The sequence below is a fragment of the Lederbergia ruris genome (assembly GCF_018332955.1).
Classification (GTDB): domain Bacteria; phylum Bacillota; class Bacilli; order Bacillales; family Bacillaceae_C; genus Lederbergia; species Lederbergia ruris.
The window spans coordinates 19385-39641 of record NZ_BORB01000022.1; the positions used below are offsets into that span (position 1 = coordinate 19385).

The 20257-nt window shown below is 39.1% G+C and carries 14 protein-coding genes and 1 pseudogene; 6 read left to right on the forward strand and 9 right to left on the reverse strand.

Annotated features, from left to right (window positions below; translation table 11 throughout):
• Positions 1–9: 9 nt before the first annotated feature.
• The gene (locus tag KI363_RS13055; protein WP_158321521.1) at positions 10–489 is read left to right on the forward strand and encodes a GyrI-like domain-containing protein; all 480 of its coding nucleotides are present in this window, start codon (positions 10–12) and stop codon (positions 487–489) included.
• A gap of 708 nt (positions 490–1197) precedes the next feature.
• Positions 1198–3630, forward strand: coding sequence for a transcriptional repressor LexA (gene lexA / locus KI363_RS13060; protein ID WP_158321522.1), 2433 nt, complete (start codon positions 1198–1200; stop codon positions 3628–3630).
• Positions 3631–3728: 98 nt separating this feature from the next.
• Here the strand turns inward: lexA and KI363_RS13065 are convergent, their stop codons facing one another.
• The 4 genes from KI363_RS13065 to KI363_RS13080 all read right to left on the reverse strand — a co-directional run bounded on the left by KI363_RS13065 (position 3729) and on the right by KI363_RS13080 (position 7910).
• Positions 3729–5057: an ABC transporter substrate-binding protein gene (locus KI363_RS13065; RefSeq protein ID WP_158321523.1), complete on the reverse strand. Its 1329-nt coding sequence runs from the start codon at positions 5055–5057 to the stop codon at positions 3729–3731.
• Positions 5058–5094: 37 nt separating this feature from the next.
• Entirely contained in the window at positions 5095–5886 is a 792-nt protein-coding gene (locus KI363_RS13070) for a glycoside hydrolase family 16 protein (protein ID WP_191967395.1), read from the reverse strand.
• Positions 5887–5940: 54 nt separating this feature from the next.
• On the reverse strand, positions 5941–6948 hold the full coding sequence (locus KI363_RS13075; RefSeq protein ID WP_158321525.1) for a LacI family DNA-binding transcriptional regulator: 1008 nt from the start codon (positions 6946–6948) through the stop codon (positions 5941–5943).
• Positions 6949–7154: 206 nt separating this feature from the next.
• Entirely contained in the window at positions 7155–7910 is a 756-nt protein-coding gene (locus KI363_RS13080) for a SurA N-terminal domain-containing protein (protein ID WP_158321526.1), read from the reverse strand.
• 120 nt (positions 7911–8030) lie between these two features.
• Between KI363_RS13080 and KI363_RS13085 the strand changes: the two genes are divergently transcribed.
• Both KI363_RS13085 and KI363_RS13090 read left to right on the forward strand, forming a co-directional pair.
• Positions 8031–10184 carry an SNF2-related protein gene (locus KI363_RS13085; RefSeq protein ID WP_212966576.1) on the forward strand — a complete coding sequence of 718 codons (2154 nt, stop codon included), beginning with the start codon at positions 8031–8033 and terminating at the stop codon, positions 10182–10184.
• Positions 10185–10418: 234 nt separating this feature from the next.
• Positions 10419–11123, forward strand: a pseudogene (locus tag KI363_RS13090) (DUF421 domain-containing protein).
• Positions 11124–11221: 98 nt separating this feature from the next.
• Here KI363_RS13090 and KI363_RS13095 read toward each other — a convergent pair.
• The 4 genes from KI363_RS13095 to KI363_RS13110 all read right to left on the reverse strand — a co-directional run bounded on the left by KI363_RS13095 (position 11222) and on the right by KI363_RS13110 (position 15970).
• Positions 11222–12154 carry an FAD:protein FMN transferase gene (locus KI363_RS13095; RefSeq protein ID WP_212966577.1) on the reverse strand — a complete coding sequence of 311 codons (933 nt, stop codon included), beginning with the start codon at positions 12152–12154 and terminating at the stop codon, positions 11222–11224.
• A gap of 364 nt (positions 12155–12518) precedes the next feature.
• Positions 12519–13706 (reverse strand): NAD(P)H-dependent oxidoreductase, encoded by a 1188-nt coding sequence (locus tag KI363_RS13100; RefSeq protein WP_158321529.1) that lies wholly within the window; start codon positions 13704–13706, stop codon positions 12519–12521.
• Positions 13707–13722: 16 nt separating this feature from the next.
• The gene (locus KI363_RS13105; RefSeq protein ID WP_212966578.1) at positions 13723–14328 is read right to left on the reverse strand and encodes an NADPH-dependent FMN reductase; all 606 of its coding nucleotides are present in this window, start codon (positions 14326–14328) and stop codon (positions 13723–13725) included.
• Between the two features lie 694 nt (positions 14329–15022).
• Entirely contained in the window at positions 15023–15970 is a 948-nt protein-coding gene (locus KI363_RS13110; protein ID WP_158321561.1) for a DUF1259 domain-containing protein, read from the reverse strand.
• Positions 15971–17364: 1394 nt separating this feature from the next.
• Between KI363_RS13110 and KI363_RS13115 the strand changes: the two genes are divergently transcribed.
• Together KI363_RS13115 and KI363_RS13120 are read left to right on the forward strand one after the other, a co-directional pair.
• Positions 17365–18126 (forward strand): DeoR/GlpR family DNA-binding transcription regulator, encoded by a 762-nt coding sequence (locus KI363_RS13115; RefSeq protein ID WP_158321530.1) that lies wholly within the window; start codon positions 17365–17367, stop codon positions 18124–18126.
• A 204-nt stretch (positions 18127–18330) separates the two neighbouring features.
• A complete protein-coding gene (locus KI363_RS13120) occupies positions 18331–19716 on the forward strand; it encodes a M24 family metallopeptidase (RefSeq protein ID WP_212966579.1) in 1386 nt (461 codons plus the stop codon).
• Between the two features lie 384 nt (positions 19717–20100).
• On the opposite strand, the gene KI363_RS22265 is transcribed toward KI363_RS13120, so the two are convergent.
• Positions 20101–20235 carry a hypothetical protein gene (locus tag KI363_RS22265; protein WP_281414128.1) on the reverse strand — a complete coding sequence of 45 codons (135 nt, stop codon included), beginning with the start codon at positions 20233–20235 and terminating at the stop codon, positions 20101–20103.
• Between the last annotated feature and the right edge of the window lie 22 nt (positions 20236–20257).

A 20257-nucleotide genomic window follows, 5' to 3' on the forward strand; every position in this document is an offset into this window, starting at 1 on the left:
GTTTTGAATATGGCTGATTATACGATAGTAGAAAAAGACAGCTTTACCGTTTTAGGTATTGGAACTGAGTTGAAGAGCGACTACACAGACTTTGCTGGCATCAACAAGGAAAAGGCAGACTTTTGGCAGGCAGTCAAACAAGATGGAAGGCTTGATGCTTTAAAATCGATCGCCACAAATCACTACATTTTTGCTGTGAACGAAGCGGTCAATAACAAGATGATGCATTATGCTGGGGTCATGACAGAGGCATCGCTCCCAGAAGCAACCAGGCTTATCCAATTTCCTAAAGGGGAATACCTTGTTGTGAAAGGCGAAGGGCAAACCGGTGAGGAGCTGAGTCAAAAGCTGACAGGCATTGCCTTTGGTCAAGTCTTACCAGAAGTAAAGGATTTTGCCTATGTCGGCGGGCCCAATGCAACGGTTGAGATGGGGCAAAAAAATGGTTTGGTATTTGGGGAAATGTGGATTCCTGTTGTTAGGAAATAAGCCATTGGGAATATCAAAACAGCAGCATGCTCTCCCAAGTGACCTGCTCCCTATTAAAGGGGAGCAGTGCTTAAGGGCAATTTTCATACACGCTCTTTGGTTGTAAAATCGCCAAACGTCGATCGGATGATGCCTTAATATATTGGTTTGAGCCACTCTTTGCTGAATCTTTAACTGTTCATATTGGTATAAATGAAACCCCATTCGATAATGGGATGTGCGAACAGTTTTTTCATCCTTCTCAAACCGTACCTCTTTTATAATCCAGCCCTCCTCCAGCCATCTAAAGGTTAGAGGGTCACGGTCATCTAAGTTGACCTTTTTCCTGGTCGTAAATGCTAAAGACTCCAATTTATGGTCGATTAACATTTCCATTGGTTTAGGCGTTTGGATGGATAATGTTAATAGACCCAAAACTCGATAGGTTCTCTTCGAACGCTTTATAAAATTTTGCTTCTATTAAAAGTCCTCCCTCTGTAGGGTGATTCCACTCCAACTCCTCCCACTTTTAAGAATGAAATCTTTAATATATTTATAGAGTGAATTTTCTATCATACCAATACCTCATTTATGATCAGATATTCTTATTCTAACAAATTAATGGGATCGAATTCTTATGTATCCTTGGAACTATACCCTCATCACTACCACCAAATATGGTAGAATAAGGGTAAAATATGAAACTTTTGTTGTTGGAGGTACATACCGATGAAATTGAATGTCGAGCAGCGAAAGATTGTGGAGTTAGAGCCAAATGGGCATATGTTGATTAAGGGGGTAGCTGGTTCTGGCAAGACAACCGTGGCTATACGGAGAATATCGTTTTTACAGACACATTATTGTCCAGAAAGTGATGATAATATTTTACTCGTTACGTTTAATAGAACACTACTTAACTATATTCATCACCAATATAAGAAACTAGAAGATGAAGAAAAGGGAGATCTCGCTACATGGTTAACTGGCAATCAGAATGTGACCATTAAAACAATTAACCAAATTATGATTGGTCATTTTAAAGACTATTCGAATCAGCATAATCCTGAACTTAACATTGCGGATCAGCGTGCAGAATATGCAACCATCGAACAAGCGATAGATCAATTGCAAGAGGAATTTCCTAATATAAAATTACTTTCCCCCAAGTATAGTAGCTTTTTGTTAGACGAAATTGATTGGATCAAATCATGTGGGATCCAAGATGAAGAAACCTACCAACAAATTGACCGGATCGGACGATCTACTGGTGGTCGTAACGCTCCGCAAAAATTAACGAAGAATTCCCAAACGAGAGAAGCCATTTTTCGGTTAAAAGAACGCTATGATCAGTTACTGGAAATAAAGGGATTAGTTGATTTTAAAACAATGAATCTACTAGCATTACAACAAGCTCAAAAGATTGGGAAAAAGAAATACACGCATATTATCATTGATGAAAGTCAAGATTTAACAAAGGTGCAATTGCAATTTTTAACAGCCATTTATGCCAACAAGCCGTACAGTTCAATTACGTTTGTAGCTGATAATACTCAGAGCATCTATTCACATTCATGGTTAGGAAAAGGAAGGGCCTATACGACAATTGGCTATGATATGAGTGGAAGGGCACGTGTATTAACAAAAAACTACCGAACGACAACTGAAATTTCCAAAGCAGCTTATGGTCTCATCGAACATGATGAGCAAATCATGGGTAACGTTGATTATGTGAAACCGGCTTTAATCGATCGACATGGACATGCACCTATCTATCGTTTCTTTTTAAGCCATGAGAAGCAACTACAATTTTTCAAAGAGGAAATTAATCACTTAAAACAGGAGTATCGTTTAGAAGACATCTGTATTGTCGCAAAAGAAAAACGACTCATTGAAGATATTGCCATGGGTCTTGAGAAGGAAGGAATTCCAACTGAAGTTTTGCATGATCGGAAACCTGACTTTACAAGAGAAGCAGTGAATTTGGTCACAATGCACTCGATCAAAGGATTGGAATTCAAAGTCATTTTCTTGGCTCACTTAGATGAGGGTGTCTTACCTAATACGGCCCAGGCAGATATCGAAGATGAAGAAACAGTAGCTACCGAGGACCGAAAATTATTATATGTAGGGATGACTCGCGCCAATGAATTGTTATATATGAGTTCGGTGAAAAGGCCTTCCAAGTTTTTAAAGGAAATTGATCCAGATTTATTACGATTTAAACGCAACTCAGCCTTAAGAACTTTTCAGATCGTGGCGATGTCTGAATACAAATTTAAAGATAGGATTGCAAATGTGAACAGCAAGGAAGAATTGATTCGGCAATGGATGATTCAACAACTAATCCATACCTATAAATACCCGGAAAACCTACTCGAGGTTGAATATGAGGTACAGCAATTTTCTAAGCGTGGCTATGTTGATATTGCAGTGATGAGATATGTGAACGGGGAAAGAGTACCCTTTATTTTTGTCGAGACAAAAAGTCTTGGTAATGGGATCACTGCAAAAAGCCAACTGACTAGCTATATAAATACTTCCAATCATGTTCAATATGGTATTGCAACTGATGGGATAAATATCGCCATCATCGACCATAATGACAAAGAAGTCAACGATATACCAATGTGCCAGCCACACTTCTTGCCAGAAACAAAGTATAAAAGCATTTATAAGAACTTACGAAATAATAAAGAATACGATTATCTACAAGACAAAGACGATCCCGAATTGATTGAAATTAAAGATCGAGTGACTGACTTGGTGCAAGATCTGGATCAGCCGATTCAAGTGCCTATCGTAGGGAATGTAGCGGCTGGTATTCCTTCAGCGGCGATAGAGGATTATCAAGATACACTTTTTGTTCCAGAAGAGTGGGTCATTCAAGCGCAAGATACTTTTGTGTTACAAGTAACAGGCGATAGTATGATCGATGAAGGCATACAACCAGGAGATCTCGTGTTCGTCCATCGCCAACAAACGGCAAACAGTGGCGATATCGTTATTGCCGTCATTGACCAAGAAGCGACAATGAAGAAATACATGCCAATGGGCAGTACCATTTTATTACTACCTGCGAATACAAATTATGAACCTATTCAAATGAATGCGGAGGATGTGTTCATTAATGGTAAGGTCATTGGGGTATTGCAGAAAGTCTAAAATTCTATTAGCGCCAGGCCGAAAGCAATTCGGAATTGTCTTTGGACCTGGCACTAGAAGTGTTAACAATCATTGGGTTGGCCTCAGTAATAGCCCTTTTATTTCTTCGCCTTTTCATCCTCTAATAGAATGGTTAACGCTTCGTCTCCTTCACGCAAAACAGTGTTAATATCTTTACCTTCTTCCACTATCTCTCGTACCATATTGTCATATATACCCCCAGCCAAATGCTCATATTCTGAATAATGGTCACTTCCAGCGGATGGTGTTTGCTTCGTTAATGCTTCTATATTAAGATCACCAGCATGAGGACGTTCCTCGATTAAATCTTCGAACAAATGCTTATTAATCTCAGAATCATTTAGTGCGGATGCTTGCCCCGCTTTTGCCCACTCAATCTGTTTTTCATCTGAGAGTAAATAGGCAATCACTTTAAACGCGTCATCCGGATATTCACTTGTCGCGGTAACGCCTAGACTAAACGCTTTAGATGGGCGCGTAATCCCCGGAAGATCCTCCCATTCAGGATAGGTGACTATATCGAAATTAAACGTTTCATCACTAGTATACCACTCGATTAATTGCCAAAGTGGAAGCATGGCGACATTCCGCCCACTTATAAATTGATCTCCCCATTCAAATAGAAATGCGTCTGACTCCTCTTTCGGGATATTCCCAGGAATACTTGCTAATCGTTCCATTGTTTGTAAAACTTTTACAAACTCTTCCCGAAATTCATCGTTCATAATTCTTGACTCATCCGTATCTGGATCGACAAAGGTAATCCCACGTTGATCATATAAAATACTTGGAAAGGCAGGTTGTAACCCGTGATACTGTACACCCTCTCTTTCTCCAGTGACTTTTTCAGCTAATGAAACAACCTCATCCCAAGTCATATGATCTGTTGGATACTCAACCCCAAATAGATCAAATATATCTTTGTTATAATGCAAGGCGGTCAGCCCTAATGATAATGGAATGGTATATAAATTTCCATCCGAAAAAGTACGGTGTTCAGACAAAATATTAGGTTGTATCCGATTTAAATCAAAATCGTGCTTTTCAATTAGATCCGACAAGTCCAGCACTAATTCATTTTCTATATAATTTTTTATATTGACGGGATTTTCGACAAAATAAATGTCTGGCATTTCGTCTTTTGCGATTAATTCATCTAAATCACCAGTGTCAATACGTTCAATTGTTATATAAGGGAACTCATCTTCAATTGGATTTTTATATTGCTTCTCAAATCCCTCATCATCAATGCCATGAGCATGCAGGAATTTTAACGTAATGGGTTCTGGTTCAACGTTCTCATTTTCTCCACTTTCTTCCGGACCATTTGTTTTTGATGTGCAGGCTGCTAGTAATAGGCTCATGAATATGAGTAAAGTAATCGTTGGCCATTTAAAAACTTTCATCTGAATCCCCCACTTTATTCATTTTTTTAAAAAAACACTAAAAGTCGGAAATAAACTCATACACGCGGACATAATCGATTTCAAAGGTTTGCGGAAATACAGTCGTCGGATCAGGATTTCCCGGCCAGTTCCCGCCAACGGCAAGGTTTAATTGTAAATAAAAAGGTCGGTTAAACGGTGCCGGGAATGGCTCTTGCTCTTTTCCTTTTTCAGGAGAAGAAAACCACGTACTTTGTTTCGAATACAGTTGGTCATCAACGAACCAGCGCATCTCAGTAGGTGTCCATTCCAATGCAAAGATATGGTAGTCTTCAGAAAAGTCCCCGTTACTAAGGGTATAGCTTTGCCCTGTGTACGTGTGAGGGTGACCATAGTGCAACGTTCCATGAACTGTATTAGGAGAACTGCCGATCAACTCCATAATATCGATTTCACCACAGCTAGGCCATTCCCCATATGTCACCATATCAGCAGGCATCATCCAAATAGCTGGCCAAATACCCTGACCTTTTGGAGATTTAGCTCTAATTTCAAATCTGCCATATGTCCATTCGGCCTTTCCCCTTGTCATCAATTTTGCTGACGTATATACCTTGTCTTCATAGGTTTCTTTCAATGCCCGAATCATTAATTTCTCGTTTTCTAGGTAAGCGTTTTCTTTACGAGCCGTATAAAATTGCAACTCATTATTCCCAAACCCATCTCCGCCTCCGACTAGGGTCCATTTTGAGCGATCGATCTCGCTGCCAGTGAATTCATCGGACCAGATCAATCTCCATTCACCTTGAGAAAAGCTCGTATCCGAAGTCTCGCCTGAGTTTATGTTCATTTCAAAACCTCCTTCTCTAAAATCGAAACCCATTTCGTTAAAGAGCAAAAAATATTATGTGATTCTTTGACACGATTCTCTTACAATTAATTCAGTAGGAATCATATTCATGGAAATCGTCTCTTTACAATCAATAGCCTCGATTAAAATATCAGCTGCTTTGCCACCTATTCGGTTCGTATTCTGTCTAATCGTCGTTAACTTTGGGGTAGTATATCGGGCTAATTCAATATCATCAAAACCGATAACAGAGATGTCTTGAGGAACTCGAAGACCACGATCTTTAATGGCTTGTATGGCGCCAAAAGCCATATAATCACCGGCAACAAAAACAGCCGTTGGCCTCTCTCCTAAATTCAGAAGTGTTTGCATCGCTTGATACCCACTATCATAAGTAAAATAACCACCATCAACGATCCATTCCGCTTTGCTCGGTAACCCATACTGCTTTAATGCTTGTTTAAACCCCTCTCTCCGTTTTGGTCCGGAAAAAGTATCATCTCCTCCTGAAATATGGGCGATGCTTCTATGACCTAAGGAATATAAATAGTCTACTGCCTCAAAACCACCGCGATAATTATCTGAGCAGACCGTGCTACCGTGTTCTGATTCCATATCAATTAATACACAAGGGATATCACTTCTAAGTAGTTCTTGTACATCTTCATTATGATAATCAGAATGAACAATGATAACGCCGTCAATACTCCTAAATTGACAATGCTCCAAGTAACTAAATTTCCCTTTTCCGATATCTTTTGAAATGAACATTAAGTCATAGCCTTTCGATTCAATGTTTTCTTTGAAACCTTCAATCACTGCATTAAAAAATGGGTGCTTGATCCCTATTCCAAAGGATTCCACATAGAGGACGCCAACCATCCATGATTTCTTTGTTAAAATAGTCCTTGCATGTGAATTGGGGAGATAGCCCATTTCCTTTGCTACTTTTAAGATTTCCTTTTTTGTTTTAGGGCTAATATCAGAATAATCATTAAATGCCTTAGAAACAGTCGTTGCAGAATATCCTGATTTTAAGGCAACATCATAAATTGTAGGCAAATTAGCACCACCTCATTTTTATCGAAATGGGTTTCGTTGTTGAATACAGTACCACCTTTAAAGAAAATAATCAACAGAATAGATAAATTATTTCGAGTTTTTCACTATATGCCAATTTTCTGCTTTTATCGACAAAAAATAAAGACAATAAAAAACACTTGATCACTCCGTTGCGGGGAGAAATCAAGTGTCTTTTGCTTGGCAACTTATAGGTTAATGGTGACGTCTGCATCTTTGCGAAGTTCCGCCACATATTTCTGCGTTGCCTCTTGTTGTTTCGATGCTTTTAGTTGATCTGCTATCTGTGATTTCACTTCGTCAAATTTGGGCATTTTTTGATCACTGTTTGCTTCTTCTTGTTGGGCTTTCGCACCTTCATAAGCCTCTTTAATTTCATCTTCCGATGGTTCAACATCTCCGGACACTTTCGCGATTAGTTGGTCAAGCCTAACTTGTGTTTCGACCTGTGACATGAATTCATCTTCATCCACGCCTTGTTCTTTAAGTGCCTTAAGGAGCTCGTCTTTAGACTCCACTTCAGATGTTTCGATTAATTCATCTATTATTTTATTGATGTCATCGTCAGAGACATTCTTTATTGTTTTATTTGCTTCTTGAATGAGCAGTGTTTGTCCAACCATACCTTCGGCAACCTGCTCTTTTAATTGATCTTGATCGAGGTCATCAACGCCTTGTCCAGACATTTGAGCTTGCATGACTAGTTGTTGAAATTGTTGTTGATACATACTTTCGAAATCTTCTTTCGATACTTCTTCATCATTGACTTTAGCTACAACATCTGGAATACCCTTTAAATCAGGTTCTGGCATTTCTGTAGTCGCCTGCTCGTTGCCATTGTCTTCGGAACCTTCTTGTCCTTGTCCATTATCTTTATCACCACACGCTGCAAGGATACCAGCAATGAATACAAAAGATAACATTAAAAGCCATGTTTTTTTCATAGGAACCTCCCTTTTTTATCGTGTTGTGCCAGTCTAACATATACAGAATAGAAATAACAAGGGCTGATTAAAAAATGCTATAATGATACGAAAAATACTATATTTTCAGGGAGATTAACGATGATTAGGAACAAGAGGGATGCGAAGCGCTTAGAGTCTGAGTTAAATCGCATTCAGGAGAGTATAAATCGATTTTCAGAGGAGTCTTTTAATCAAAAGATTCATGATTTATGGGAAAAGATGAAGATAATTGAGGGTAAAGAAAAACTAAAGGCAATGCCAATGGATGTTATTTCTACCTTAGAAAAAGGAATGCCCATAAATCTATTAGTCAATAACGGCTTTCGAACGATTTACGATATTGTGGATCAGGAACCAGCCGACCTGATGCGCATAGATGGCATTGGGGAGAAAAGTGCTTATCCGATTTATGATGCCGTCTCCAAAATTAAAGAATCCGTTTATCAACAAGCAACTCCAAGGATCAATCCAGATAATCTATCGAAAGATGATATAGAGTTTCTAGAATCGATTTATAAGAAGTGGGAGCTTTTAAAGGTTATTGAAGCGCTGAAAGTAGATTTTGAACAATTAAATAAGGCGATTGGCCCCGATATTGAAACGGTAAAAAAGCAGAAAGGCTTTATCGGATCCCTATTTCAATCTAAATCTGAAAAAGAAAAAATGAAGTCCGCATTTAAGAATCTAAACCAAGAGAAGTATAAAGAGAACTTACATAACATAAAAGAACAGCTGGATTATATCCTTCATTTTACTGTGAATAGAGATGAGCTAATCCAACACTTTGTTGAGGAAAATGCGTCTTATTACACTGAAATCGAAAAAATTACGGGCTTTGTACAAGTTGAGTTGCACGAAAATTTACCGACAGAAATCGTCGAGGCGGTCAATCATTATCGTTTAGATACGAGAGATTTAGATGTTACGCTAAGACATTATCAAGAGTTTGGAGCGAAGTATGCGTTATATTTTAAACGGACTTTACTTGGAGATGAAATGGGCTTAGGTAAAACCATTCAAGCGCTAGCTATGGTCAATCATTTATCTCAAGATAATCAAAAATATGCTATGGTTGTTTGTCCTTTAAGTGTGGTGGCAAACTGGAAGAGAGAAATTGATCAGCGTTCCAAATTAAAGACATTTATCTTCCACGGCAATAATCGTGATGCTGAATTTGCAAAATGGCAAGCAAGTACGGGAGTGCTTATCACAACTTATGAACAGACATTACGAATGGACTTTGAGGATGAACACCATTTAGATACACTGATTGTGGACGAAGCACACTATGTCAAAAATCCAGAGGCCAAGCGTTCACAAAGTATATATAAACTAGCAGGTATTGCGGAGTATGTATTATTCATGAGTGGAACACCGCTTGAAAATAGATTAGAAGAAATGAAGCAGCTAATATCCATTTTACAACCAGACATTGCGGAAAAGTTATCGCAAGAATTACATTTGTTGCAACCAAATGAATTTAAGCAGGTTGTGGCACCTGTTTATTTAAGAAGAAATCGAAAAGATGTGCTAAGTGAGTTACCTGAATTGGAAATCATCCCACAGTGGATGGATTTTGGTGAAAAGGAAGAAAGATACTACCATCAAGCTGTCATGGAAGGAAAATTAATGGCCATGCGACGTGCAGCGTGGCAAGGTGGTTCACCAGAACATTCACCAAAATTAGAAAAGCTGTTAGACATATGCGAAGCAGCAGCTGAAAACGGGCACAAGGTATTGGTATTTTCCTTTTTCAAAGATGTCATCCATACGATCCAACAATATTTAAAAGGAAGAACATTTGAAGCCATTACAGGAGATGTCCCAAATGCAAGAAGACAAGAGATCATCGATGAATTTACAAAAGCACGGCCAGGATCCGTCTTAATCAGTCAAATTACCGCTGGAGGAGTCGGATTAAACATACAAGCAGCAAATATAGTGATTTTATGTGAACCTCAGTGGAAGCCCTCTATAGAAGAACAAGCCATTAGCCGGGCATATCGAATGGGACAATCCAGAAACGTCATTGTTTATCGGTTATTAACGGAGGAAAGCATCGATGTAACCATGCTGGAAGTATTGGGCGAGAAGTCTAACTTATTCGATTTATATGCTAGAGAATCGGATGTTGCTTCACTTGCCTTAAATGATCAAGAGGAAGCGGAGGAATCCGTTAAGCAAAAAGTATTAAAATTAGAAAAGGAACGTGTGCAACGAAACATAGAGGACTCTTTAAAAAGCCCGCTTTAAGTATTACTCATTTACTTATGGTATGGTTCACCGTAACGTTGGATAAGATAAACTAAAAATGGTGAGGTGCTTTGCAACCTCTCCTTAACTACATGTATGGAAATGTATGAATAAATGTAACACCCTCAATGAATCAACGGGAGGCTAAGTGCTTGTTATAATCCTAAAATGGAGTTTATTTAAATAACATCCGTGTTAAACTATGTAATAGTATTTTTGAGGGATGTGTCTTATATGGATTTTTTCCAAAGCTAAGAAACACTTACCAGCCTTGAGTGGGTTCTTCGAGCTGTTGTTACTTTTTTCTTTTTATTAATTGTCAGTAGAGTATTGGGTCAGCGTGCCATTTCCCAATTAAGACCGCTTGATTTCGCAATTGCTTTAGTCATTGGAAACATTATTGCCCATCCACTATCAGACGCAAAGCTTGGGCTAAAAGGGTCAATCATTACAACCATTGTGTTGGTGATCTTGTATCTTGGAGGCATTTTCATAATCCTGAAGTGGCCATGGTTTAGAAGACTGATGACTCCCGCACCAATTACCGTCGTTCAGAATGGAGAAATCATTTCTAAAGGATTAAAAAAAGCAAGAATATCTATAGATTTGTTACTAGAAGAATTACGGAAGAAAAAAATAGAAGATGTAAAAAAAGTAGCCTTAGCCATGTGGGAAGCAGATGGGAAGTTTTCAATTTTCTTGGATCCAAAATATGAATCCTTAACTCCTTCATCGATTCAGTTGGAAACACAGCCTTTCGATTTTCCAAAGACCATTATTAAAGAAGGTAAAATTAATTCAAAGGAATTAAAACTAATTCAAAAGAGCGAAGAATGGGTGATCTCTAGTTTAAAAAATTTATATCAGACTGAGGTAAAAAATGTCCTGTTCGCCACCCTTGATAGTCAAGATAACCTTAAAGTTTTTTTATATAAATAATCCAAGAGGCTTAAAACATTACAAAACCCCAGCTAGAGTCATAGCCGTCCATTCTTTAGAATAGACGGCTATTCATGATGCGTACCGAAATTTCCGGCTTACATGGATTCAATTAGATATGGTTTAAGCGATTCCGAACAATAAAGCTCGCCGTTATTCGTTACCACAATTCCTGCTACATCTTCGATTTGATTTAATGTATCAATGATTTGGTCGGGTGATTGTCCGAATAAACGACCCGTCCATATTTCTCCATCGACTGATTTTTTTGATACAATGGTTAATCCGGCAATGTCCGATTGAATCGGATATCCCGTATGGGGGTCTAGGATATGATGGTAGGTTTTATTATTAGTCGTGAATTTTCTTTCATAAATTCCTGAAGTAACAACGGATTGGTCTAATGCTTTTAAAACCGCAATATAATTTCCACGTGGAAGGAAAGGGTGTTGAATTCCGATTCGCCAGTAACCATCCTCATATTTTGGTGAAATTCCATAAGTCATTACATTTCCACCTAAATTAATTAAACCTGCCTGAACATCCATAGATTCCATATCGTGTATAAGCAGATCAGCAATAAATCCTTTTGCTAAAGCGCCTAAATCAATAAACATTCCGGTACGCTTTAGAAAAACGGTTTGCTCCTGGTCATCCAGAATAATATCTCTAGCGCTCGTTTTGCTGAGCAAGACTTGAATATCCCCTTCTGAGGGAATATGAGCATCTGCAAATCCGATCCGCCAAGCTTGCACAAGAGGACCAATGGCAATATTTAAAGAACTCCCCGCAGCCATGCTATGTTTCTTTCCGATTTTTATTAATTCGTACAAACTTGGTTTTACTTTCACCGGCTTAATTCCCGCATTTTTGTTCACTTCCATTAATTCCGAAGTGGGATCATGGGCACTAAAACGTTGTTCATATTCTCTCAATTGAATAATTAGTTCATCCAAAACAAAAGATGCATACTTATGCTGAATCGATAATTGGATAATCGTCCCCATCATATGTATTTCACGACTTTGCATGGTGATCCCCCTTTCGCACTGCAGGTTGCTTTGTGGCAAATCTGAAAAAGGAGTTTGGGGCAAAAAAAGTAAAGTCCGAACTAAAATGAGGCTGGATGGATATTGCCCGTCCTGGAAAGCGAAGTATTTCCCGGGTAAATCGGGCCAAACCTACGTTGAATCGGGCGGCTCCCATGTTAAAACGGGCGGAACTTTGAATTAATCGGGCCAAACTCCCATCGAATCGGGCGAAGAAAGGGAGGAATGGGGCCGCCCCGTCCGGCCATATTCCTCGTTGGAGTCCATTATATTTCCTTCACTAAATCAATGTATGTCCTTTAAAGTTGAACGCCAATTCTACCCCAACCTCTTTAGTTCACGCTTGTTATTCTTTAACAGTTGCTCCCGAAACGGTATCTACTTTAGAAGTGGCACCTGATACGGCATCTACGTTACCACCTGTTAACTGTTGTCCTGTTTGTTCTAAGTACCAGTCAATAATCGGTTTAATATCTTGTACATATTCATTAATTCCAAGATAATTACCTTCTTCGTCACGAATGGCCTGATAGCTATGAACGACAAACTTATCTGGTCCGTGTGTTGGCACATGGGTTTTGACGACGTCCTCTTTCCCTTTACGCAATTGTTGAATGACCCAAGCAACACTACTAAAAGCTTGTTTAGGGTGACATTCTGCTAACGGATAACCTACTTGTTCTGGTCGCCGAGAGGCTAACATGTCTTCCGCGTCAAACTTATGGTTATAGTACAAAAATTGGTTATTGCTATCCGCATACGTTAATTCTGCAGGCATGGAATTTAAAAAGTGATTCAATTGATTCACGGTTAAAATACCACGATCCAGTTTCACATACGTATTGCCCTCCACTGCCCCAGTTGCTTCAGCAGCTTGTTCCACCCAGTCATCGGCCATCATGTCGACACCTTGAATCGTTGTATCAATCGACCCAGTAGCATATAAATCCTCTGTACTTGATAGATCTTTCATCCCTTCAGGCGCGTCTAGGATATTTACAACATTGATGAAGCGAATAAATTTCTTAATACAAGTCTCCAAGAATTGAGTTGTTTGCGCATCTTTTAAATTTCCATCTTCATCAAAGGCTTTATGCACTTCTCCTAACAGAAATTCATTTCCTGGCATGACGACAGCATTCACACCGGGTGCATCTAATATTTGCCGCAAATGCAATTGGGACCGTGAAGATCCTTGAACATCATAAGAAGCCCCAACAATCATCACAGGTTTTCCATCAAGAGGATGGATTTTAAAGGATAACCATTCTATGACACTTTGTAATGCGGAAGGGATCGAGTGATTATATTCCGGCGTGGCAATAATAACGCCATCCGCTTCAAGAATTTTTTCATTTAAATATTGAATCGGTGCACTGTCTGTTTGATCATTCGATTGGTTAAACATGGGGACATCTTTAATATCCAAAACTTCAATATCAACCAATTTTTTAAAATGATTAGCGATGAAATTTAATAGTTGATGATTATATGAAAAGTCAGCATTTGAACCAACGATTCCAACGAGTTTCATATATAGACCCTCCTAATTAATTGTCCTCCCATGAAAACTTCTGAACTCTTTTCTGGGTATGATTTTTTCCGAGTAATTGGTTTGTGATCTCAACAAAATGTATAAAGTCATGAAAGATTCCTTCAAGTTCTTCGATTTTATTTTCGTCCTTTAGATTACCATCTTCATCAAAGGCTTGTAATGAATACCCTACTAAAAACTCAGAACTCGGCATAATACGTGCTTTCAACTCAGGTGCATCCAGGATTTGCCGCAAATGAGCTTGGGCACGAGATGAACCTAATTTTCCATACGAAGCCCCAGTGATCATGACTGGTTTATCAATAAGTGGCTGAGTCGTATAGGACAACCATTCTAAAGTACTTTTTAATATCGCTGGTACGGAATGGTTATATTCCGGAGTACTGATAATCACTCCATCCGCTTCCATAATTTTCTCCGCAAGCTGCTGGACTTCATCAGGTGCTTCCCTACCTTTTGGCTTATTGAAGGCGGGCAAATCTTTTATTTCACAAATTTCAATGTTCGCTTGATCGGCAAAATGTTTTTGAATAAATTGTAGCAAAAGACGATTCGTAGAATGATCTGAGTTTGTTCCGACTATACCTAGTAAATTCATCATTTTATTGCTCCTTTCCAATAATATGTACATAGCAAGATTCAGAGAAAACATATTTTTCCTTCCGTCTTAATAGCTTGTCCCTCGTAAAACCCAAGGCATCTTTATACCTTTTTCAGCTAAAATTAATAACCATGACTCATTGAAGGAGCTGCCCTTACTTGCATATTCCCCCAATCTCTGAGGAAAAACTTAAATTTAAGAATCACCAAACGGAAGAAATAGGACCAATGATTGTATTCAAAGCTGTATAACAAATCCCTCTTTACTTTGTGATGTTTCTCACATACTTATTATAATACGTTTTAATCATATGTACAAGAGATGTTAAGAGATATTAAATATTTTTTTCAGAAAAATAAGAGTCTACTTATTTAATCACTACGCCTTCCGCTAGTGTCGAATGAAAGAGACTTGTTTTCAACGCTGGCTTATATTTTATATAATCGTTTTATTTCTTATTGAAAATCCCTTGGATTCGGTCTGCCGAGACGATTCAATCCAAGAGACTTTCTATGTTTTGAGACAATTGTGGGAAGTATTACACTTCGGGGATGAAGTATAATAAGGGGAAATGAAAGTTTCATAAGGTGTCAGTTTTGAAATAAGATCAGAAAAATCTTTACTGGGTCTACTGCTCTTTTAATAAAAAGCAACGAAAAACGAATTCCTTCAGTTTTTCTTTTGGGGAGCCTATTTATCTCCTCTTCATAGATGTTCTACTTCTGAACCTTACCGGCCGATCCGTTAGTACACTTAATGCATTGCGAGTTTTTCTTGCAAAGTCCAGCGGCCGATCAATCGATAACCAGTGTATATACATGAGCCGTGGATGTTCAAATAACCAGTGGTTATGAAACGCGGTTACTAATATTCCTTGTTTCCGGAGCCTGCTGATAAAAGGATTGATCTCCTCCTGTAGAATAACAGTTTCACCGGCGCAAAGCGCACGTCCGTCCGGGGACATAGATTCAAAGGTAAACATCTGCGGAATCAGAAGGAAGGAGCGGCCTTGTCTGCCTAGAACGACCGGTTGAATGTTGTGTCGTGATCTCATCACTAGGCATATGTCATCTTCAAACGTATGCATTTCTCCTTTAAGAATTCGGCTGAACTGATCACAAAGACTGCTATCGGACTGTCTATCCATCTGAACCTCAATATCTTGACCATCATTGCCTTCCGTTTCATATGAACTGAATTCAACTTCGCCGTGTGAACTGGATTCAACCTGGATTTGTTGCGTAGTCAACACTCGCATGGCATCCCTGACTTTTCGGGCAAAAGTAAGCGGCTCTTCGACGGATTCAAAGTGCATATACAAAAGACGCGGTTTATCGAAAAGCCAGTGATTGTGTGTAGCTGTTACAATAATGCCGTGCTGACGAAGCTTGCTCATAAAAGGGTTAACTTCTTCCTGGAGAAGAACCGTCTCTCCAAGACACAAGGCTTTCCCACTTTTATTTATATTTTCAAATGAAAAAGCCTGGGGAACAAACATGAATGATTCTGCAGTTCTGCCCAATACAACAGGATGAAGATTCGTTCTGGAACGAGTTGCAGTACATACACCATTGACCACACTGGGGGTGGACCCAAGTATTCTCGCAAACTCTCGACAAAGCCTAGATGGAGTCGTATCCATTTTTTTCACTAATAAACCCCTCCAAATGAAATGTTATCAATAACCTATGGTAGGATATGCGCCACTCCGTATTCCGCAAGTGTAAAAAACCCACCCTATGTAAAATGGGTTTGGAAGAGCAATTTAAAAACAGGAGCACGCTTAAATGTAATCGATTATTGACACAAAAATATAAACAGCCGTTATGAACCATTTCGGTATTAATCCGGAACCTTCTCAAAGCAAAAAGTGCCAAGTGCAGACAAAATTTCGAATTGTTTCTATACCTAGCGGCGATCTACAACAATGAATCCCGGCGAGAAGGTTATGAACATTTGAATAGATACAATGGAGGCATGTGTCGGGACCCTTTTTTACTTTCACGTCGGAAACGGGGACAAGGTTGGCCGTCCCCCTTTTTTGATTCCACTCCAGATACGGGGACGGCGACGAGGTGGGCCGTTCCCATTTTTTGATTTCACTCCAGATACGGGGATGGCGACGAGGTTGACCGTCCCCATTTTTTGATTCCACTCCAGATACGGGGACGGCGACGAGGTGGGCCGTTCCCATTTTTTGATTCCACTCCAAAAACGGGGACGGCGACGAGGTGGGCCGTCCTCCTTTTTTGATTTCATACCAGAAACGGGGACGGCGACGAGGTGGGCCGTTCCCCTTTTTTGATTCCACTCCAGATACGGGGACGGCGACGAGGTGGGCCGTCCTCCTTTTTTGATTTCACACCAGAAACGGGGACGGTGACGAGGATGGCCGTCCTCCTTTTTTGATTCCACTCCAGATACGGGGACGGCGACGAGGTGGGCCGTCCTCCTTTTTTGATTTCACTCCAGATACGGGGACGGCGACAAGGTTGGCCGTCCCTCTTTTTTGATTTCACTCCAGATACGGGGACGGCGACGAGGTGGGCCATCCCCCTTTTTTGATTTCATACCAGATACGGGGACGGCGACGAGGTGGGCCGTCCTCCTTTTTTGATTTCACTCCAGATACGGGGACGGCTGGGAGGCTGGCCGTTCCCCTTTTTTGATTCCACTCCAGATACGGGGACGGCGACGAGGTGGCCGTCCTCCTTTTTTGATTCCATTCCAGATACGGGGACGGTGACGAGGTGGGCCGTTCCCACTTTTGCCTCCGCTTTGCCTTTTAATAGTTTAATCCGGTTTGTATAGAAACCTATACCTCGACAGGCTACTTAACAACATATAACATAAAATGTTGACATTTATTAATTATGACTTATTAAATTGATATATTTGTTAATTTATGTTAATGTTAAAGTGAATATTTTTAAAAAAGGTAACCAAGAAATGATTTCAATTAATTTCAGATAAAGCAATCTTGATCATCACGACATTTTCTATCATTAAGCGTATATAGTCATGGAGATGGAAATTTTGAACCAAACAAAAAGGCAAGTGTTTATTTTAGATAAAATTAAAGTAAATGGAGAGGTCAATTCTAAGAATTTAGCAGAAGAATTAAATGTATCATTGATGACAATTAATCGGGATTTGAAGGCATTATCAGAGAGCGGAGATGTTGAACTCGTTTATGGAGGTGCTGTGTATAAAAAAAGTGATTTATCCGAGTATCCGATGACAATCAAAAGAGAAGTCAATGCACATGGGAAGAAGCTTATAGGTGAATATTGTAAGCAGCTTGTGAAGCCTTACTCATCTATATTTATTGAAACGGGGACAACCACTTTAGCTGTTGCACATGAAATATTTAGAGCCGAGAATTGTACCTTTTATTCAAACTCATTAATGGTTCTTACAACTTTATCAAAGTACGGAGATATCTCTTTATTCAGTGTACCTGGAGAGTATAGAGAATTATCTCAAGGGTTTTTAGGCGTACAAACGATTGATTATATAAAAGATTTCCAGTTTGATCTTGTTTTTGTCGGAACAGAAGGGGTTACCCTTGAGAAAGGCGCCACTCTACCAGACGAGATTGATGCCTATACCAAGAAGGCCATTATCAAACAAGCCAAACAAGTTATTTTGGTTGCCGATAAGACGAAGTTTGGCATTTCTCATCTTTACAAGATGAGTGATGTGATAGATTTCGATTATATTATAACGGATTTGCCAAAGAATCATGAAATTTACAAGGAAATGAGTCAAGTGACTAAAATCATCTCAGTCGATTAAGAAAAGCGCAAGCGCCCGTTTAGCGACGTACAAACTTTTTAGGAGCCTGACGAGATAAAGGAAACACGATGAACCCGAAGGGTGAATCGATGTTGACTTATCGTAGGAAGGCACCGAAAGTTTGCTAGTCGCTGGGCGCTGAAGCTAGATCCGAACACTAGCCAAATTTTATACTTTCTTGTTTTTAATAAAAGGAGAATGAAAATGGATATTCAATTAACACAAGTAACTCCCCCTAAAATTCACACAAATATTCAATCTGTCATTTTAACAGATGAGACTTTTGCTAAACGCCGCGAAAATTTCTTAAAAAAAATGAAAAAACACCAAATTGATACAGCGATTATTTATGCGGATCGCGAACATGGTGCCAATTTTGAATATTTTACTGGGTTTATTCCTCGTTTCGAAGAAGCTTGCCTTGTTCTTCATGACAATGGAGAATGTTATTTATTGCTAGGAAATGAAAACCTAAAATTAGTTCACAAATCTCGGATTAAAGCAGAAGCCATCCATATTCCCTACTTTTCTTTACCTAATCAGCCGATGGTAAACGAAAAGGGATTTGCACAATATTTTAAAGAAGCCAATATCTCCCCGGACTCAAGAATTGGTTTAATTGGTTGGAAATTATTTACAGGCACTGTCTATGAAAATAGTGATTTATTTGATATTCCTTATTATTTTGTTGATGAAATGAAAAAGTATGTCGCTAAACAAGGGAAAGTCATGAATTTTTCTCCGGCTCTCCTTTCACCCATAGATGGGATTCGAACAGTAAATAATGCAAATGAAGTGGCCCATTATGAATATGGGGCATCATTAGCTGGGATTGGATTATATCAAGCGTTACAAAATATTGAAATTGGAAAATCCGAAAAAGAGATTGCTGCGTTATTAGCTATGGACGGTCAGCCTAACACAGTCACGACAATTACAGCTACAGGTGATAGATTTACTAACGCCATAATCTATCCACGAGACAAAGAAATTCAGTTTCAAGATCATTTCACATTGACTGTCGGTTATAAAGGCGGATTAAGTAGTCGTGTAGGCTATATTGTTGAAGAACCCGGGCAATTACCTAATGAACAAACAAACTATATTGAGCGTTTAGCAAAACCATACTTTACTGCTTATGCTACTTGGTTAGAAACCATTAAAATAGGACTGATTGGAAAAGAAATGTACACTCGCATAGAAAATACATTTCCTAAAAAAGACTATGGTTGGTGGTTGAACCCAGGTCATTTTACTGGTGACGAGGAATGGTTATCCTCACCATTTACGGAAGATTCATCTGCAGTTGTTAAGAGTGGCCAATTATTTCAGGTGGATATTATCCCTAGTGTCTCCGGGTATGCTGGTGCATCATGTGAAGAACCGATTGCAATTGCGGATGATGCTTTACGATCAGAGTTAAAAAACTCTTATCCAGAGGTTTGGAACAGAATGCAAACGAGAAGAAAATATATCAAAGAAGTACTAAATATAAACATTGCAGACGAGGTACTGCCATTAAGTGATACAGTCGCTTTTTACACTCCCTTGCTTTTAAATAAAACATTAGCTTTTAATAAAAAACACTAATTCTAAGATAATAAAATGCCAGGCGTAGAAACCATTAAGATTTGTTTTACGCCTGGCGTTATTAGTTAAAGACGCAGAATATGCCGCCATTAACACTTTAAATGATACTTCTGGTTCAACCTTTCTCTTGCCTTCAAATTGAACCATTCAGTTTTTCCGAATAGCTACTGATTCCTAAAATAAGAAAAGCGTAAGGCGCCCGCCTATTGGCGACAAGCAAATGTTCTGAACCAAAGAAAGGCGCTTTTTTGCCTTTCATTGGTTCAGGTTATTTGACCTCGAGCCGATGGCGCCTGGAGCTGGATCAAGCATTAGCCAAAATTTATACTTTCTTATCTTTTGAAAAAGCCCCAAAAGGAGCTCTAATAAAATCCGGCCAAAATTTTATTTATGCTTTGAAAGTTCTGTATCAGATTCTTTGTAATCAGTAAAGAAAAATAAGAAAAACGCTAAAAGACCAGCCGCGAGAAAAAGTGCTTCTTTAGATGGTTTTATCGTTGGCATATCTGTTAGTGCCATGACCTTTCCTCCTTTCATCAAC

Excerpts from the sequence above, each read along its gene's own strand:
- KI363_RS13055 (WP_158321521.1), top strand. The coding sequence starts at position 10 with ATGGCTGATTATACGATAGTAGAAAAAGACAGCTTTACCGTTTTAGGT.
- lexA (WP_158321522.1), top strand. The coding sequence starts at position 1,198 with ATGAAATTGAATGTCGAGCAGCGAAAGATTGTGGAGTTAGAGCCAAAT.
- KI363_RS13065 (WP_158321523.1), bottom strand. The coding sequence starts at position 5,057 with ATGAAAGTTTTTAAATGGCCAACGATTACTTTACTCATATTCATGAGC.
- KI363_RS13070 (WP_191967395.1), bottom strand. The coding sequence starts at position 5,886 with ATGAACATAAACTCAGGCGAGACTTCGGATACGAGCTTTTCTCAAGGT.
- KI363_RS13080 (WP_158321526.1), bottom strand. The coding sequence starts at position 7,910 with ATGAAAAAAACATGGCTTTTAATGTTATCTTTTGTATTCATTGCTGGT.
- KI363_RS13085 (WP_212966576.1), top strand. The coding sequence starts at position 8,031 with ATGATTAGGAACAAGAGGGATGCGAAGCGCTTAGAGTCTGAGTTAAAT.
- KI363_RS13095 (WP_212966577.1), bottom strand. The coding sequence starts at position 12,154 with ATGCAAAGTCGTGAAATACATATGATGGGGACGATTATCCAATTATCG.
- KI363_RS13100 (WP_158321529.1), bottom strand. The coding sequence starts at position 13,706 with ATGAAACTCGTTGGAATCGTTGGTTCAAATGCTGACTTTTCATATAAT.
- KI363_RS13105 (WP_212966578.1), bottom strand. The coding sequence starts at position 14,328 with ATGATGAATTTACTAGGTATAGTCGGAACAAACTCAGATCATTCTACG.
- KI363_RS13110 (WP_158321561.1), bottom strand. The coding sequence starts at position 15,970 with ATGGATACGACTCCATCTAGGCTTTGTCGAGAGTTTGCGAGAATACTT.
- KI363_RS13120 (WP_212966579.1), top strand. The coding sequence starts at position 18,331 with ATGGATATTCAATTAACACAAGTAACTCCCCCTAAAATTCACACAAAT.
- KI363_RS22265 (WP_281414128.1), bottom strand. The coding sequence starts at position 20,235 with ATGGCACTAACAGATATGCCAACGATAAAACCATCTAAAGAAGCACTT.